The organism is Thioalkalivibrio paradoxus ARh 1 (assembly GCF_000227685.2).
GTDB lineage: Bacteria > Pseudomonadota > Gammaproteobacteria > Ectothiorhodospirales > Ectothiorhodospiraceae > Thioalkalivibrio > Thioalkalivibrio paradoxus.
Genome location: NZ_CP007029.1, coordinates 2470466 through 2486395 on the forward strand (window position 1 = coordinate 2470466; position 15930 = coordinate 2486395).

Annotated in this window: 16 protein-coding genes and 1 other RNA gene; 7 read left to right on the plus strand and 10 right to left on the minus strand. The window is 64.7% G+C overall.

Annotated elements, in window-relative coordinates; all coding sequences use genetic code 11:
• The first annotated feature begins 11 nt into the window (after positions 1–11).
• The 7 genes from THITH_RS19305 (at position 12) to THITH_RS11085 (ending at position 2516) form a co-directional block, all read left to right on the plus strand.
• Complete coding sequence (locus THITH_RS19305) at positions 12–257, plus strand: hypothetical protein (RefSeq protein ID WP_084222658.1); 246 nt, start codon at positions 12–14, stop codon at positions 255–257.
• 1 nt (position 258) lies between these two features.
• Positions 259–495 (plus strand): hypothetical protein, encoded by a 237-nt coding sequence (locus THITH_RS19310; RefSeq protein ID WP_084222659.1) that lies wholly within the window; start codon positions 259–261, stop codon positions 493–495.
• Positions 496–554: 59 nt separating this feature from the next.
• Positions 555–785 (plus strand): cell division protein ZapB, encoded by a 231-nt coding sequence (locus THITH_RS11070; protein WP_006748022.1) that lies wholly within the window; start codon positions 555–557, stop codon positions 783–785.
• A complete protein-coding gene (locus tag THITH_RS11075; RefSeq protein WP_006748021.1) occupies positions 782–1105 on the plus strand; it encodes a cell division protein ZapA in 324 nt (107 codons plus the stop codon). The genes THITH_RS11070 and THITH_RS11075 overlap by 4 nt, the downstream gene beginning before the upstream one ends.
• Before the next feature lie 13 nt (positions 1106–1118).
• Positions 1119–1304: non-coding RNA, 6S RNA (gene ssrS / locus THITH_RS18045), on the plus strand.
• A 70-nt stretch (positions 1305–1374) separates the two neighbouring features.
• Complete coding sequence (locus THITH_RS11080; protein ID WP_232222194.1) at positions 1375–1935, plus strand: 5-formyltetrahydrofolate cyclo-ligase; 561 nt, start codon at positions 1375–1377, stop codon at positions 1933–1935.
• Between the two features lie 119 nt (positions 1936–2054).
• Complete coding sequence (locus THITH_RS11085) at positions 2055–2516, plus strand: EVE domain-containing protein (RefSeq protein WP_006748019.1); 462 nt, start codon at positions 2055–2057, stop codon at positions 2514–2516.
• A 299-nt stretch (positions 2517–2815) separates the two neighbouring features.
• Here THITH_RS11085 and THITH_RS11090 read toward each other — a convergent pair whose 3' ends face one another.
• The 10 genes from THITH_RS11090 to THITH_RS11135 all read right to left on the minus strand — a co-directional run bounded on the left by THITH_RS11090 (position 2816) and on the right by THITH_RS11135 (position 15418).
• Positions 2816–3886 carry an ATP-binding protein gene (locus tag THITH_RS11090; protein ID WP_041483794.1) on the minus strand — a complete coding sequence of 357 codons (1071 nt, stop codon included), beginning with the start codon at positions 3884–3886 and terminating at the stop codon, positions 2816–2818.
• A gap of 206 nt (positions 3887–4092) precedes the next feature.
• Positions 4093–4599 carry a carboxymuconolactone decarboxylase family protein gene (locus THITH_RS11095; RefSeq protein WP_006748017.1) on the minus strand — a complete coding sequence of 169 codons (507 nt, stop codon included), beginning with the start codon at positions 4597–4599 and terminating at the stop codon, positions 4093–4095.
• A gap of 341 nt (positions 4600–4940) precedes the next feature.
• Positions 4941–8135 carry a type I restriction endonuclease subunit R gene (locus THITH_RS11100; protein WP_025367500.1) on the minus strand — a complete coding sequence of 1065 codons (3195 nt, stop codon included), beginning with the start codon at positions 8133–8135 and terminating at the stop codon, positions 4941–4943.
• Between the two features lie 159 nt (positions 8136–8294).
• On the minus strand, positions 8295–9389 hold the full coding sequence (locus tag THITH_RS11105) for a helix-turn-helix domain-containing protein (RefSeq protein WP_006748015.1): 1095 nt from the start codon (positions 9387–9389) through the stop codon (positions 8295–8297).
• Positions 9382–9711: a type II toxin-antitoxin system RelE/ParE family toxin gene (locus tag THITH_RS11110; RefSeq protein ID WP_006748014.1), complete on the minus strand. Its 330-nt coding sequence runs from the start codon at positions 9709–9711 to the stop codon at positions 9382–9384. Before THITH_RS11110 ends, THITH_RS11105 begins: the two co-directional genes overlap by 8 nt.
• 125 nt (positions 9712–9836) lie before the next feature.
• Positions 9837–10094, minus strand: a complete 258-nt coding sequence (gene brnA / locus THITH_RS11115) for a type II toxin-antitoxin system BrnA family antitoxin (RefSeq protein ID WP_006748013.1) — start codon at positions 10092–10094, stop codon at positions 9837–9839.
• A gap of 279 nt (positions 10095–10373) precedes the next feature.
• Entirely contained in the window at positions 10374–11327 is a 954-nt protein-coding gene (locus THITH_RS11120) for a GIY-YIG nuclease family protein (protein WP_006748012.1), read from the minus strand.
• On the minus strand, positions 11324–12688 hold the full coding sequence (locus THITH_RS11125; protein WP_006748011.1) for a restriction endonuclease subunit S: 1365 nt from the start codon (positions 12686–12688) through the stop codon (positions 11324–11326). Before THITH_RS11125 ends, THITH_RS11120 begins: the two co-directional genes overlap by 4 nt.
• Positions 12685–12909, minus strand: a complete 225-nt coding sequence (locus tag THITH_RS11130; RefSeq protein ID WP_025367501.1) for a hypothetical protein — start codon at positions 12907–12909, stop codon at positions 12685–12687. The genes THITH_RS11125 and THITH_RS11130 overlap by 4 nt, the downstream gene beginning before the upstream one ends.
• Positions 12910–13438: 529 nt before the next feature.
• The gene (locus THITH_RS11135; protein WP_006748009.1) at positions 13439–15418 is read right to left on the minus strand and encodes a type I restriction-modification system subunit M; all 1980 of its coding nucleotides are present in this window, start codon (positions 15416–15418) and stop codon (positions 13439–13441) included.
• Positions 15419–15930: the final 512 nt, after the last annotated feature.

The window sequence follows — 15930 nt, forward strand, 5'->3', positions numbered from 1 at the left end:
AACCTCCAGACATGCTGTGCCAACACAGGCGGCACCACGACTCACACCGCTACGTTAACGTGAAAGTCACGGCCTGTCTCGTGTCCCGGGCGACCCGTAGGGCGGAAAAGCGCAGCGTCATCCGCCGTACGGCGTTCGCGCCTCCCCGGCGCCTGCGGCAACCCGGGCGCCGGATGGCGGATGACGGCCTGCGGCCTTTTCCGCCCTACGCCTCTGTGCCAACGCAGGCGGCACCACGACTTACTCCGCTACGTTAACGTGAAAGTCACCGCCTGCCTCGTGTCCCGGGCGACCCGTAGGGCGGAAAAGCGCAGCGTCATCCGCCGTACGGCGTTCGCGCCTCCCCGGCGCCTGCGGCAACCCGGGCGCCGGATGGCGGATGACGGCCTTCGGCCTTTTCCGCCCTACGCCTGGGCATGCAGTCAGCCGCGCAATCCGCGAGCCTGTTGGCATTTGCCGCAATCCCAGTTGACGCTCCGCCGCCGCCGCTCCTAGACTCGCGGTACTGCAAGCCTCCTCAGCACAGCCACCCAACCGAGGGCCGGGAACACAACATGGACACCACCGATCCCACCGAGGTGGACACCGCCGTCGATCGCCTCGAGAAGGCCGTTACCCTGCTCGCCGACCGCTACGACGCGCTATACGAGGAAAACCAGCTCCTGCACGAACAACTGCGGCAGTTGCGCGCAGAACGCTCGGCCGCCAAGGAACGCACCGAACAGGTCCGGCATCGGGTCGAGGGTATGATCTCGCGCCTGCGTACGATGGAGCATCCCGAATGAGCCGCCCTCCCGAACCGGTCCGTGTAAGCATTCTAGGCAAGGAATACCAGGTCGCCTGCCCGCCCGAAGAACGCGCCGAGCTTTACGCCTCCGCCAGCCTTCTCGACGAGCGCATGCGCGGCGTACGTGACGCGGGCCGGGTGGTCGGCGCCGACCGCATCGCGGTAATGGTTGCGCTGAACCTCGCACACGAAATGCTCCAGTGCCGCCGCGATCTCGAACGCATGGAGGTGCGGACCCCGGAACGCCTGAACGCACTGGCCGAGGCAGTCGAGAAAAGACTGGGGGGCACTGCACGAAGCGGCACGAATGGTTCATAATGCGTATTCGGGCGTGTTCCTGCGGCGTTCGTGAATGGCCTGGTGGTACCCTTGAGCCTAATCGTCAACCACGGGAATCAGGCACTTTCGGGTGGTTGTGCATGTCCGCCTCGAGCGGAAAGCCTGTAAACCCGCAGTCCTGTCCCACCTGAACCACTGGTTCAAGGTCGATGGCCACCACGGCGCACGCGGTGCACGCCCCCCCGAATTCGAGTCGCCCACCCGCTCCTGTCGACACCCGGGAAGCTGCGGAGTCGATCCGCCGGCGGTTGCGTCGCGAACGCGCGGCGTTGTCCGATGCCTGCCTTCGGGAACATTCCCGGTTGATCTGCGAACACGCCCGCCGTTGCCTGCGCTGGCTGCGCCCGGGCACACTCGCCGGCTACTTCGGTATTCGCGGCGAGATCGACCTGACCCCGCTCTTGACCCAGCAGGCCAGTACCGGCGTGCATATCGCGATGCCGGTGCTCGACCGCCACCGTACCGGCCGCATGCATTTCCGCAGCTGGCATCCCGGCGAGGCGCTCTGCCGCAACGCGTTCGCCATTCCGGAGCCGTGCCCAGGAGCACGGCGCATCTGGCGTCGGGAAATCACCGCAGTGCTGGTGCCCCTGGTCGCCTTCGACGCGCAGGGGCATCGCATCGGCATGGGCGGCGGTTACTACGACCGCTACTTCGCCCGCCGCCGCCTCGGCCAGAGCCGCCGGCCGCGGCTGATCGGCGTCGCACACGACTTTCAGCAGGTCGCCGGCATCGCGGCGCAACCCTGGGACGTCCGGCTTGACGGCGTGATTACCGAGTCCGGCTGGCAGTTCTTCTCAGCGGACTGAATCACGTCGGTTTTCGTCTTGCCGCGCGCGGAAATCGCCCCCATCCCGGCGGTTTCTGGTAGACCGTCGATCCGGATACCATGACTGGCCCCGCCACCCACAGCGACCGAGGAGACCCGATGGGCTACTGGCTGATGAAGTCCGAACCCGATGTCTTTGGCATCGACGACCTGGAACGCGTCGGCGTGGAGCCCTGGGAAGGCGTGCGCAACTACCAGGCGCGCAACATGATGCGCGACGAGATGAAAAAGGGTGACCTGGCCTTCTTCTACCACTCGAACACGACGGTTCCCGGCATCGTCGGCGTACTGCGCATCCACCGCGAAGGCTACCCGGACGACGCCGCGTTCGACCCGGATCACAACTACTACGATCCGAAAAGCGACCCCGACAACCCGCGCTGGTACCGGGTCGATGTCGCGTTCGAGGAGAAGTTTTCCGAAGTGCTTCCGCTGTCCTGGCTGAAGCAGCAGCCCGAACTTTCCGACAGCCCGCTGGTACGCAAGGGCAACCGCCTGTCGATTCTGCCGGTCACCGAAGCCCAGTGGCGGTTCATCATGGAGCATGCCCACCGCCGGTAGACCGGACCAGCCGCAGCACGCCGGAACGCCCCGGACGCAATCCGATACTGCCCCCCCGGGATCCGGGCGCCGGGTATCCGTTCAGTCCCCTCTCCCAAATCCGAGTGCGAGGGTGTTAGAAAAGCGCCTGTTAATGCCATTGTCATTGCGAGCGAAGCGCGGCAATCCAAACGACGCAAATTGAATCACCGCCTTATGGATCGCCACGTCGCTTCGCTCCTCGCGATGACGCATTTTCCTATGCAGGGCGACGAGGATGCGGACGGGGGGCTGAACGCATTCGGCGCCGGATGATGACGTTAGCCGCCCGCGCCGGCTGCGAGTTCGCCGGGGCCGGCACCGGGTGCGGGGAGCACCAGTCGGAACGCCGTGCCTTGCGGACCCGAATCGACGAGGGTCAGGTCGCCGCCATTGTTGCGGGCAAGTTCCCACGCGATCGCCAGTCCCAGTCCCCCGGTCTTGCCGGCCACCGGCGACTTTTCAGCGAACAGACAGGGAATCATGGCTTCCGGCAGACCCGGCCCGTTATCCCGGACCACGATGGTCGTCCAATCGTTACCGCTGTTTCCGGTCAGCAGGATTCGGGTGCTGCCGGCCCCGATGGCATTGCGGATCAGGTTCATCAGGATGCGGAAGATCTGGTCGTAATCGGCGTCCAGCTCCATGGTTTCCACATCCGGGGCCTCCAGCCGTACCGCCGCGACCTCTTCCGGCCCGGCGGCTGCGTGTAGCTCGGAGACCAGATCGCCCAGCGTGAAGCGTTCGCGCCTGGGCTTCGGCTCGCTGGCGCTGCCGGCCTCCAGGGTTCGCTCACACATACCCAGGGCGCGATCCACGGAGCGGGCAATGATCTCGGCGCTCTGCCTGACCAGGGGATCCTCGTGCCGTCGCAGGCGATCGCTCATCAGCCTCGAGGCCACCATCGTGTTACGCAGGTCGTGAGTCACCTTGCGGATGGAACGACCGAGCTCGGCGAGTTCCGCATCCCGGCGGTCGTGCACGATGGCCAGCACGAACGACCGGCCGGCGATCCGCACCAGCGTCGCGCGCACCTGGGCGGGTATGAGTCCGCCGCTCTTGGCGCGGCAGGCGAGGTCGTCCGCGACCCATCGGCCTTTGTGCTTCACCGCAAACAGGAACGCATCCAGCCGGGGAATCTCGTGCGGATGAATATCTGCCGGCGTAAGCGCTGCGAGTTCATCAGCGCTGTAACCCAGGAACAGGCAGGCGGCATGGTTCGCGCCAACGATCACTCCCTGTTCTGGGTCGATCAGCAGTGCCGGGTCGTAGAGCTCCTCGAACAGCTGCGCCACGGCGTCGGTTGTGTTCACGCTGAGAGACTGGCTGGAGAGCGAGTCGATGAGGATCATTGAGCGCCGGCCGGTTACGAGGCGGGCCCAGCGTAACCCCGACCCCGAATTCGCGTCCAGCAGGCCGCCGCGGCGCCTGCGGGCCATCCTGCGCGCAGACCCGATGGCCGGATCAGCAACATCCGCGCGCCATCCGGCACAAACGGGAACACGGTGTGGCCACCGCCGCTGTGCGCCGGCGAGACTGCGTTGCCATCGCAACGCTGTCAGCGGTATTCCGGGTCGATCCGGGTGCGCGCCAGGTTGTTCGCATAAGTGGCCAGGGTGAAGGCAGCGACCACGGCGATAATCTCGAGCAGCTCCTCGAACGCCAGTCCCCGTTCCTCCAAAAGCGCCACTTCTGCCTGTCCCAGGCACCCCGACTCGGCCACCAGGCGCCGTGTCGCAGCCACCAGCAGACGATGGCGTGGATGGTCGGGTTCGAACCCATGCAGCACGGCCTCGATGCTGCTGTCATCGACCCCGCACGCGCGTGCCTCCTTCGTCATCACGCCCCGGCAGTAGTTGCACTTGTTGTGCATGGCGACTTCGAGAGCCACTACTGCCTGCTCGTCCCGCGCAAGGCACCCATGCCGTTCCAGCGTTTGCTCGAAATACACAAAGGCGTCCAGCGCGACCGTGCTGCGCGCGAGCATCCGATACAGGTTGGGTACGGTATCGTCGAAGACGTCGGCCACCTCCCGCAGGATCTCGTACGGTTTTCTCTCAGCCACGTTACAAGCCTCCAGGGCATCGAACCCCCGCCCTGAAGCCTCGCCCAAACGCGGCGACCACGCCATCGGTAAAAACCGCTAACTGTCATGGCCTATGTGGCCACCCCCGGTGATGAAAGAGGCGTAGGGCGGAAAAGGCCGAAGGCCGTCATCCGCCAGCTGGCGCCCGGATTGCCGCGGGCGCCTGGGCACTGCGAACGCCGAGCGGCGGATGACGCTGCGCTTTTCCGCCCTACAGGTCACCCCGGACGCGCGCCGCGGGTTCTTTCACGCTAACCGGCCCTGCACCGGCCACCGGATACCGCGTCGCGATCCGCGTGGCGCGTGGGCTCACGCAGTCGTCAGGGGCCGGTCCTTGTGGCGGGGTTGCGTTGCTCGCCCGCCCCGGCGGTCAGCAGGCGCAGGATCAGTAGCGCGAAGTCGCGCTGGTGTTCGGGACTGTCCAGCACCTGCATCGAGAGTTTTTCGTGGTCGGTCATCGCGTCGAGCACGGTGTCGGTAACGCGTTTCGGGAACAGGCCGTGCATCACCTGGTCGGGGCTGTGGTTCTCGACCTGGGCCATCACGGCGTCGTCGCGGCGGATACGGTCGGCGATGCCGTTGGCGAACTGGAGCTTGTCTGCGTCGCTCACCTCGGCGCCGAACAGTTCGTTGAGCTGGTCGATGATCTCGGAAAGGCGTTTCTTTTCCGGGTCGTGGGGCTTGCCGGAACCGACGTCGGTGACGGGCTTCAGCCCGCTGTAGTCTCCGCCCTCCTCCGCCAGATTCAGACGATGTTCGGCGCGCTTGTTCAGCCGGTAGTGGGTCAGCTCGAGTTCGTCGACGTCGATCGCATCTTCTTCCAGGTTCTCGATGCGCAGCAGCGGGTGCAGCGCACGGGCGTACACGCAGAGCTGTTCCAGCTCGCGGTCGTCGAAGTCGACGATCTGTGACAGGAACTCGTAGCTGCGCACGAAACTCTGCAGGTTCTTGCGGAACAGGTCGAGTTCGTCGCGGGTGGTGTGGGCGTCCTTCAGCTCCTGTTCGGCGCGGTGGAGGCCGGCCTTGTCGCCGTTGCGCTCGGCGAGCGCCTGCGCGGCCTTCCAGGCCTGGATCCGTTCCAGCACGGCCTTGTACCGGGTCGTATAGCGTTCCTTTGCCGGCTGGCAGTAGTAGCTGAGCTGGCTGGCGCCGGCCTTTGGATCGAAGAAGGCGCGCGCGAAGTTCTCGACCTCGTCCCAGTGGTAGATGCCGGCGGCGTCGAGGCTCTTCTGCAGGTCGTACACGACATTGGGGTCGGAGACATCGGCCAGCTCGGCCTTGTTGTAGTACGGGCGGAAGGCCGCGAGAACGTCTTCTGCGTCGTTGAAGAAGTCGAGGACGAAGGTATTCTCCTTGCCCGGAAAGATGCGGTTCAGGCGCGAGAGGGTCTGCACGCAGTCGACGCCCTGGAGTTTCTTGTCCACGTACATCGCGCAGAGCCTGGGCTGGTCGAACCCGGTCTGGAACTTGTTGGCGACGATCATCACGTTGAATTCGGCGGTATCGAACGCCTCGGCCAGGTCGCGGCCCTTCAGCCCCGGGTTCAACAGCGCGCTGGTCTCGGTCACCTCCTCGGGGATTACGCCGTCCGGCAGTACGGTGCCGGAGAAGGCAACCAGCGCGTGGATGCCCGGGTAGCCCCGGTCCTGAATGTACTCGCGCATCGCCAGCGCGTAGCGCACCGCCTCCTGGCGGCTCCCGGTCACCACCATCGCCTTCGCCTGGCCGTCCAGCAGATGGCGCACGTTGGCGCGGAAGTGCTCGACGATCACCTCGACCCTTTGCGCGATGTTGTACGGATGCAGACGCACCCAGCGGGCGATCCTGGTCGAGGCCTTGCGCGACTCGACCTCCTGGTCGTCGCCGTGCGGGTGCGCCAGCTTCCAGGCAGTCGAGTACGTGGTGTAGTTCTTCAATACGTCGAGGATGAAGCCTTCCTCGATCGCCTGACGCATGGAGTACAGGTGGAACGGCTCGGGCTTGTTGTCCTTTGATGCCGGCAGCTCCGGGTTCGGCGGGCGGCCGAACAGCTCCAGCGTCTTCGCCTTGGGGGTGGCGGTGAAGGCGTAGTAGCTGATGCGCTCGACCGACTTGCGCGCGGCCACGGCCGCGTCCAGCAGCTCCTCGGCGCTGATCTCCTCGTCCTCCGGCATGTCGGTGCCGAGGATCGCCTTCAGCTTGGTCGCGGAGGCGCCGGTCTGCGACGAATGCGCCTCGTCAGCGATCACCGCGTAGCGCCCGGCGGCCAGGTCCGGGCGTTTGTCCAGCGCGTCGAACAGCGCCGGAAAGGTCTGGATGGTCACGATGATGATGCGCGTCTGCTCGGCCAGCGCCTCGGCCAGTTGCTCCGACTTGCTCTGGCTGCCGACATCGCGGGTGATCGGCCGCACCACGCCGTGCGCATGGTCGAACTGGTAGATCGTGTCCTGGAGCTGGCTGTCCAGCACCGTGCGGTCGGTGACGACCACCACCGAGTTGAACAGCTTGCCGCCCGCGTCGTCGTACAGCGCGGCGAGCTGGTGCGCGATCCAGGCGATCGAGTTGGACTTGCCGGAACCGGCACTGTGCTGGATCAGGTAGCGCTGCCCCGCGCCTTCCTCGCGCGTCGCCTCGATCAGGCGGTTCACCACGTCCCACTGGTGGAAGCGCGGAAAGATCAGCGCCTCCTTCTTGCGCCGCTTGCCGTGGAAGTCCTCCTCGGTCTTCTGCTCCAGGTGCAGGAAGCGGCCGATGATTCGGAGCCAGGCATCCGGCTGGAACACGCGCTGCCACAGGTAGCCGGTGGCGTAGCTGTCCGGGTTCGGCGGTGCCGGGTTGCCAGCGCCGCCGTCTTCGGTGCCCCGGTTGAACGGCAGGAAGACCGTATCCTTGCCGTTCAGGCGCGTGGTCATCGCCACCTGATCCTGGCTGACCGCGAAATGCACCAGCGCCCCGCGCCTGAAGGTCAGCAGCGGCTCCGGTTTGCGAGTGACCGGGTCCTTCACCGGGCGATCGCGCCGGTACTGGCGCTTCGCGTTCTCCACCGACTGCTTGAACTCGCTCTTCAGCTCCAGCGTGGCGGTGGGGATGCCGTTGACGAACAGCACCAGATCCAGCCGCGGGTTGTATTCGCCGCTGCGCGCATGCGACGAATACGAGACCTCCGGCACCACCCGCAGGCGGTTGGCGCGGTAGCGCGCCAGGGACTCGGGGTTCATCTCGTGGTCGGGCCGGAAGCTGCACAGCTCCAGCTTCACCCCCGGCGTCTTCACCCCGTGGCGCAGCACCTCCAGCGTGCCGCCACGCTCCAGCTCGCGCGTGACCGCGCGCACCAGGGCCTTCTGCGGATCCTGCGGGTTCTTGGCGGCGAACTTCTCCCAGCGCTGCGGCCACGCCTCCTGCAGGTAGGCGACCAGATCCTCGGTGTACAGCGCACTCGCGGCGTCGTAGCCGCTGGCCGGACCGGTCAGCCAGCCATCGGCGGTCATCGCGTCGATGATGTCCTGCTGAAACCGGGCTTCCCTGCTGTCCGCCATCATGCACCCCGTTCAATCTGCCCCTGTGATCAACCGGCGGCAGTCACAGCGGTTCTCGCGTCTTCTGGAATCGCGGATCGAAAAGACGCAATCGGTGAGGCGCCTCGGCGAACCCGCCGAGGCCTCTTGTTTTCCGGCACCCGCACTCCCCCGGCCCGCTTAACCGGCCTCCCGTTCCCAGGCGTAACGCACCTTCAAATCGTTCATCTGGTGCCACTGCAGCAGCCCTTCCTTTTGCATCCGGCCGACCACAATACCCGGGGCGATGCCGATTTTCCGCGCAAATTGCACCACGGCGGCCGGCGACAAACTGGAGCCTGTCAGCTCGCGCCAGCTGGCCGGCGGAATCAGGTGATTCTCGGCAAAGGTGTCGGCTTCGCGTTCTTCCTTGCCATCGAGCTCGCCTTCCATGTCCAAGAAGGCCACGCGCTTGCCGTGCAGCAGCAGGTGAGCGGCCTCATGAAAGAACGAAAACCATAGATGGTCGTTGGACTTGTGCCGCAGACTCAGGGCAATCAGTGCCTTGTCGGGACTCAGCCAGCGCGCGGCACCACTGACCGGGCAGCCCCGGGGCGCCTCGACAAACACGACGGCAACCCCGGCCCTGCCACACTGTTCCACCAGCGGGGGCACAAAGGCCTCCGGGCTGGATTCGCTGGTCAGCGCCCGCGCGTGTTCGAGCGCCGCCTCGAACCGTTTCCGATCGAAGGGTTCGCACTCGATCCTGGCCGCGAGCCGCTCCGCCTGACGGAACCACGCCCCTACCGCCGGCCCCTTGCGCTCGAAGGTCGGCGACGACCGGAACGCCGCAGCCCCCGTGGCGTAGCGCTCGCGCCAGGCATCCACCGAGGCCACCCCGAAGAATGCGAGGCACTCCGCTACCTGCTGGCCCTTGTTGGAAAAACGCCGGATCCAGCCGAGCCGGACCATCTCGCCCACCGGTAACTCCTGCAGCAAGGAGGCCTGCGTAGCCAGAGCCTTCAGCTCCTGCTGCCGCGTCAGCGCCTCGCGATATTGCGCCTCGCGTTCCAGCCAGAAACGCGCGTTACCGCCCAGCACCCGTTCCAGACGCAGCGCGGTCTCTTCGGTCAGCGGCACCTTCCCCTTGATGAGCTGGTTGACGTGCTTGGGACTGTAATCCATCCGCTGAGCGAACTCGCGCTGCGCCCAGCCCTGCTCTTCCAGCAGGTCGGCGATGGTCTCTCCGGGCGGAGAGACCCAGTCCGGCACTCTGGCCTGCGCAAATTCAGTCATGGTAATCACCAATCCATACAACAACGACGCGATCCACCGCCGCCCACGCGATCCCGCCGTCCGGCATCCGCGGCCAGGGTTGCTCCGCGGGCTCGAAACACAGCCGGACCTTCTTGTTCAGAGATACGGAGAACCAGCCCTCGCGGTCGCCCTTCAACGGGTGCGGATGCCCGGCCACCAACTCGGTCGGATTGCTCACAGCGAACAAATCCGCCAGACGGGCGCGCAGCTTGCGGGCGCAGTCGTGTCCCAGTTCCTTCCGCGCCTTGCGTTCCTGCAAGCACAGGGCCTCCAGTCGCGCGTCCTTGTATTCGAGTTCCACGCCGGGATCGGTCCTTGATCATAGAGCACGTTTACCCACTTGGTAAACCATTTTAAGCCACTAAAGCCGCGGCTCGCTCTTTCGTTCTCGTTTTCCGCCACCCCCTTGTGCCACGGACCCAGCAGCTATCGGGTGTTACCGTCGAGCGGCCTGTTGGCGGCTTCTGCCTGCAGGCGCTCGACCAGCCACAGCTTGATGATGGACTGGCGGGTCACGCCAATGCGCGCCGCCTCACGATCCAGCGACTCCACCACCCAGGCGGGAAGGTCGACGTTGATGCGCTTCTGTTCCTGATTGACGCGACGCGCCGACGCGAGGTCGAGCTCGCCCACGATGTCTTCCTGCCCGTCGTCGAGTTTCTTGTCGAAGTCTTCAGCTTTCATAGAGCTCAACGTGCTTCTTGCGGGGTATCCGTTCAGCCCCCCGTCCGCATCCTCGTCGCCCCCCGTGCCTAGGAAAATGGGTCATCGCGAGGAGCGAAGCGACGTGGCGATCCATAAGGCGGTGATTCAATTTGCGTCGTTTGGATTGCCGCGCTTCGCTCGCAATGACAATGACAGGCGCTTTCCTAACCCCCGCACTCGGATTTGGGAGGGGGGCTGAACGCATTCCTTGCGGGAGCGCCTGACGGAAATCAGGCAAATGAAGCCGCCCACTGCGTATCAATGCCCCTCGGGGGTGGCGTCGGCGGCCTCGCTGACCAGCTGCTCCTGCCATTCACCGTACGTCTGGCCCGTGTCCTCGCGATGCCATTCCTTGCGGCCATTGGAGGTTCTACCGACCACCATAGCAGCCGCCGCACTGGGGCTGGAGAATGCGTAGTCACGCGAAAACCGCATCGGACCGTTCCCGTCCGGCACGAGCACGCCTTCCTCGACCAATTGTTCGAACAAACGCTGGTAGCCGTGCGGTGTCGGCCCAACCCAGGCTTCGCGAGCCTGTGAGCCTTCGAGCACGAAAAATTCGCCATCGATTTCCTGACCGTAGGCCGTAATGCCATTCCTGGCTAGCGCCATACGGAAGCGCGGTGAGGCCTCGTCCGGGCGGGATTCAGAGCCGGGCCCTGCGACCAGATCTTTTGATGGCGGCCGACTGGAGTCGCGCAGGAACTCGAAGCCGAGCACCGGGAGTACCGTGCGGATCTGCTCCAGGAAGAAGGCCATGTCGGCCTGATCCGCCTCGGGCAGGCCGATGTATTCGTGGCGGGTGCCGTTGAGCAGGATGCAGCGGCCGACGCGATGGGCCTGCTGGATCAGCAGGCTCTCCAGGTACTTCACGTGGGCCTTGGTCAGGTTCTGGTCCTTGCTCGTGATCAGGCAGACCTTTTCCCAGAAGTCCTTGCCGCCCTGTTCCTCGGTGCGATTGTGCTGCTTGAGTCGCTTGCCGACATCATCCGACTCGCCGATGTACACCTGCGGGCGGGCGCTGTTCTCCGCATCCGGCCCCACCAGAAAATACACGCCGGTGCGCCCGCACTCCGGGCGCTGCACCAGCTCGCTCAGCTTGCCGCGCGGCCCGGTGAGCACATGCCCGGTCCAGTTCATGATCTCCGCCGTCAGCAGCCCGTGCGGCGTGCCGTCCACCAGGAACAGGCGGATGCTGCGCCCCTGCGTCATGCCGCACCGCCTTGCGCCGAATACCCGGCCGGCTCCTCGGCAGCCATCGCCCACTCCGGCACTTCCGACTCGAGCCCGGCCGACCAGCCGCGAACGTCAATCTTGCCGGTGACGGCCGCGGAGATAAGCGCAGACCTCCGCTCCTTTAGCAGGCCGACCGCATGCTCGGCTTCGCCCTTCAGAGCCCCTAGCTCATCAAGCTGGGCGCTAACCCATTCAACAACCCCCCTCTGTTCAGCATGCGGCGGCACAGGCACATAGATCTCGCCCAACGTACCCACATTTATCACATCCATCGTCCCCCCTCTGCTAAGGGTCTCGAACTGCCCGTAAACCACTTGGCTCTTCATGACCGTAGACAAATACTCTGGAGCGACGGATTTTCCCACCCTCATACGAATTAGTCGCGGGTTAATAATCCCGGGAGCCACTCCTTCTGGAACGATAGCAATCCTTCCGAACGTACCAACGCAACTAACAAGGATGTCTCCAGGCGCCACCGCGTAATTGATTAAATCAACATACTGCTCCGGTGCAATAAAATAATCACCTCGGCTAAAATCCCCCGGGATAACTTGCTCCTGCCCGTAAACGCGATAACCCGATGTTTGATACATATCTTTTGTAAGGGATGACCCAAACGGACCTGCCTTAATACCTGACAACAGGTATTTTATTCGTTTAACATCCCAATGCGCTGGCACCTCGCCCAGCCATACGACGCCGGAGTCCTTTATAGGCACGTTGGGGTCAAGGCCCTTGGTGACGGCGTGGGAGATCACCGCCTGCGACTTTTCCTTCAGCAGCTCGATCAGGCGCCGCTGCTCCTCGATCAGCGCATCGATCTTCCCGGTCTCGTGGTCGAGGAATGCAGCAATCGCTCGTTGTTCAGACTCGGGGGGACGAGCAACCAGAAGTGCGCCCATATCCTCCCACGACACCCTAGGCATTTTGGCGCCAATCGTCGAAGAGTCTAGCTGCGATATGACCGTTGGGTTCAGGATGTAAGGCTGGAGAAACTCAGACACCAAATTGCGGGGGCGCAACACGAAAAAATCACCAACCGCTGCACCTGCGGATTGAGCCAGGTGCACTTTCGCAAGGTAGGGACGTAATTTTCCGAAAAGTATGTCACCAGACTTAAAGGCAATACCCGAGCCTGCGAACTCACTGGCACCATCGAGCAAACGCCCGCTCCAGCCTTCTATGTGCTCGAGTCCGACTGGGCGCAGCTTCGACTGAGCTGGTTCTGTTACCAGATCCACAGTCCATTTGAGCGGCAGAACATCCCAATGCGCCGGCACCTCGCCCAGCCATTCGACGCCGGAGTCCTTGTATCGCGGGTAACGGGGAAAGGTCATCGGTCTACCCCGCCCAGCTCACAGAGGCGGCGCCCCAGTTCGCTCCAGCCTTCGGAATTCGAGAGATCGAGATTGTCGGCTGACTCGTCGCCAGTACTCAGGTCCAGCCCATGCCACTCTCCGATCTGCCGGTCCAGATCAATGTCGAGGGTGATCTCGCGATCACCGGATCGCCATTCGAGCTGAACGCCGCCTTCGGCCGTCGGATAAATCCAGGGCATGGGGAGTTCATCGGGGTAGTACGTCTCGAATTGCCGTGTCAGCCAGCTGAGCCCCGAAGCAGATGGCGCCCGCCCGTGTGTGCCATCCAGCCATCCATGCGACAAGGAACGAAACCGGCTGAAGGCTTCCCAGTAACGACCGGGCGGTCGGCTGGAAGAGACCGTCATGACCAAATCCTCCGGACACAAAAAAACCCGCCGATTTGTGCGTACCCGAAAACGGGCATAGGCATGGCAGGTGTGTTGCATAACAACTCCTGATTATCACGGAAGCTCCGCAAGCTGGACTGGGCCATCTTCGAAACCAGCGTCATCGCGAGGAGCGAAGCGACGTGGCGATCCAGAGGGCGATGCCGCCCCCGCGCCGCCTGGATTGCCGCGCTTCGCTCGCAATGACGACCGACGCGGAGAGGTATCGCGCTGGCTGAGGAGGTGTCGTGATAATCAGGTAACAACTGACACGCGCTACACCGAGTCGTCAACTGCTCAGCGCGCCAGCTAATCGCTGACTGGTTCCGGATTGCCGCCCTCACCCCGACAGCTCCTCGATCATCTGCTTGATGCGGGTGGTGACGGCCTTCAGGTCGGCGTCGATCTCTTCCAGCGGGCGTGGGGGCTGGAACACGTAGAAGTGGCGGTTGAACGGGATCTCGAAGCCGACGATGCCGATCTCGCCGTCCTGTTCGTCGCGTTTGTCCTGGTCGATCCAGGCGTCGGGGACGTGCGGCTTCACCTCGCGCTCGAAGTACGCGAACACGTCCTCGCCCAGCGGGACGTTCTCAGTGTCGCGCAGGTCGCTGTCCGGCTCCGGGTTGCCTTTCCGGTCGGTACAGATGTCGGCTTCGGGGTCGCGCTCGCTCAGGCCGGTCCACAGCGCCTTCAGCGCGGGAGCGGGCAGTTTCACGTCCAGCGCCCGCAACTGGGCGGTCAATTCGCTCAGGAAGGTCTCGCGGTTGAGGTACACACGCGCGGGGTCCAGCCGTTCGCAGGCGGCCTGCACGCCCAGGCGCGTGGTCGCGCCGAGCTTCTGGATCGGCTTCGTGGCCAGCATGCGTTCGACGCGCTCGGGGCTGGCCTGGAAGTTCAGGCGCAGCGGGCGTTCGACGGTGATGCGGCGGTAGCCGAAGGCATCGACGGGGAAGATCTTGCTGTTGTCGCTCTCCCCGAACGCGCCGTAGCTGCGCACGATCGCGTCGATACTGGCGTCGTCGATGTACTGGCGCTTGGAGCCGAGCGACTTGCGCATCTTCGCGTAGCGTTTGGTGGCGTCGATGAGCTGTACGCGGCCGCGGCGCTCGGCCGGCTTGCGGTTGTTCAGCAGCCAGATGTAGGTGGCGATGCCGGTGTTGTAGAACATGTCGGTCGGCAGGCCGACGATGGCCTCGACCATGTCGTGCTGCAGCAGGTAGCGGCGGATCTCGGACTCGCCGCTGCCGGCGCCGCCGGTGAACAGCGGCGAGCCGTTGAGGACGATGCCGATGCGCGAGCCACCCTCGCGCGGGTCGCGCATCTTGCTGACCAGGTGCAGCAGGAACAGCAGCGAGCCGTCGGACACGCGCGGCAGGCCGGGGCCGAAGCGGCCGTTGAAGCCCTGGTGCTGGTGCTCGTCGGTCACCTGCTTCTGGACCTTCTTCCACTCGACGCCGAACGGCGGATTGGCGAGCATATAGTCGAAGTGCTCGCCCGCGTGCTGGTCGTCGGAGAGGGTATTGCCGAGCCTGATGTTCTCGACCCTCTGGTCCTTGATCAGCATGTCGGCCTTGCAGATGGCGTAGGACTCGGGGTTCAGTTCCTGCCCGTGCAGCGACACGCTGACGTCCTGACTGATTTGCTGGATGTACTCGTCGCTCTCGGAGAGAAAGCCGCCGGTGCCAGCGGCCGGATCGTACACGGTGACGATGCCGTGCGGCTTGAGCTTGTGATCCTGCCCGGTGAGTACCAGCGAGGTGGTCAGGTGCACCACGTCGCGCGGGGTGAAGTGTTCGCCGGCGGTTTCGTTCGAGCTTTCCGCAAACTTGCGGATCAGTTCCTCGAACACCAGCCCCATGCCGAAGTTGGACAGCCGCGCCGGGCGCAGGTCGATCGCGGCGAAGCGCTGCACGACCTGGTACAGCAGGTTGTTGCTGGCGAGCTGCTCGACGTAGTCCTCGAAATGGAAGTGGTCGAAGATCTCGCGCGCATGGCTGCTGAACGACTCGATGTAGCTCATCAGGTCTTCGCCCGGCTGCGTATCCGACAGGCTGGCCAGCGACAGCGGCGATGTATTGAAGAACGGCTGATCGGCCGCGCGCAGCAACAGCAACTCGCGCAGGGAATCCGACTTGCCTGCATGCTCCCGGGCTTCCGCGAGCACTGCGTCCTTGGTCGGTTCCAGCACGCACTCAAGCCGCCGCAGCAGCGTGAACGGCAGGATCACCCGCCCGTACTGCGACTGCTTGAAGTCCCCCCGCAGCAGATCGGCCACCGACCAGATCCACGCCGCGGTCTCCGAATGGTTCTCCGTGTTCACGCCCTGCTCCCCTGTTCGTTCTTCACTGTGCCCAAACCACGAACCCGCGACGCACTACCTCGTCGCCGTTCAGGCTCCGAGGTGGGCGGTCCTTTCCAGACGTTTTCCGAAGCGAGTCGAAACCCAGGCCTTGCAGGCCTGCCTCGGGGCGACACTGGCCACCGCGGGTGCCACCGCGCCTGGCGTGCCCCCGTCGCGCCTCGGAACGGCCGGTTGACCCTGCGCGGGCGTTACCGTCCCGATGCGGCGAGGGTCCAACGGGCCGACGGCGACGTTTCCGGCCCGACCGTTGGCGGGGCACCAACCGCCCCCGCTACGGCCGGAAACCCCGGATCAGCGGCTGGAAGGCGGCAGGCGCGCCCCCGCCGGCGCCAAGCGGTTCGAGACCGGTGCCGGACCTGACGTAGTACCGCGGTGCGCCGAAGTCCTCGCCGGCCGGAAGGTAACCCGGCGATCCATCGCGGGCATCGGGCACCCATCGACCACATTCATCAACGTGAAAGTCACGGCCT

What these genes read in the sequence shown, in the direction of transcription:
- THITH_RS11125 (WP_006748011.1), bottom strand. Translation starts at nt 12,688, where the DNA reads ATGACCTTTCCCCGTTACCCGCGATACAAGGACTCCGGCGTCGAATGG.
- THITH_RS11120 (WP_006748012.1), bottom strand. Translation starts at nt 11,327, where the DNA reads ATGACGCAGGGGCGCAGCATCCGCCTGTTCCTGGTGGACGGCACGCCG.
- brnA (WP_006748013.1), bottom strand. Translation starts at nt 10,094, where the DNA reads ATGAAAGCTGAAGACTTCGACAAGAAACTCGACGACGGGCAGGAAGAC.
- THITH_RS11130 (WP_025367501.1), bottom strand. Translation starts at nt 12,909, where the DNA reads ATGCCCTGGATTTATCCGACGGCCGAAGGCGGCGTTCAGCTCGAATGG.
- THITH_RS11100 (WP_025367500.1), bottom strand. Translation starts at nt 8,135, where the DNA reads ATGGCGGACAGCAGGGAAGCCCGGTTTCAGCAGGACATCATCGACGCG.
- THITH_RS19305 (WP_084222658.1), top strand. Translation starts at nt 12, where the DNA reads ATGCTGTGCCAACACAGGCGGCACCACGACTCACACCGCTACGTTAAC.
- THITH_RS11070 (WP_006748022.1), top strand. Translation starts at nt 555, where the DNA reads ATGGACACCACCGATCCCACCGAGGTGGACACCGCCGTCGATCGCCTC.
- THITH_RS11085 (WP_006748019.1), top strand. Translation starts at nt 2,055, where the DNA reads ATGGGCTACTGGCTGATGAAGTCCGAACCCGATGTCTTTGGCATCGAC.
- THITH_RS11075 (WP_006748021.1), top strand. Translation starts at nt 782, where the DNA reads ATGAGCCGCCCTCCCGAACCGGTCCGTGTAAGCATTCTAGGCAAGGAA.
- THITH_RS11105 (WP_006748015.1), bottom strand. Translation starts at nt 9,389, where the DNA reads ATGACTGAATTTGCGCAGGCCAGAGTGCCGGACTGGGTCTCTCCGCCC.
- THITH_RS11090 (WP_041483794.1), bottom strand. Translation starts at nt 3,886, where the DNA reads ATGATCCTCATCGACTCGCTCTCCAGCCAGTCTCTCAGCGTGAACACA.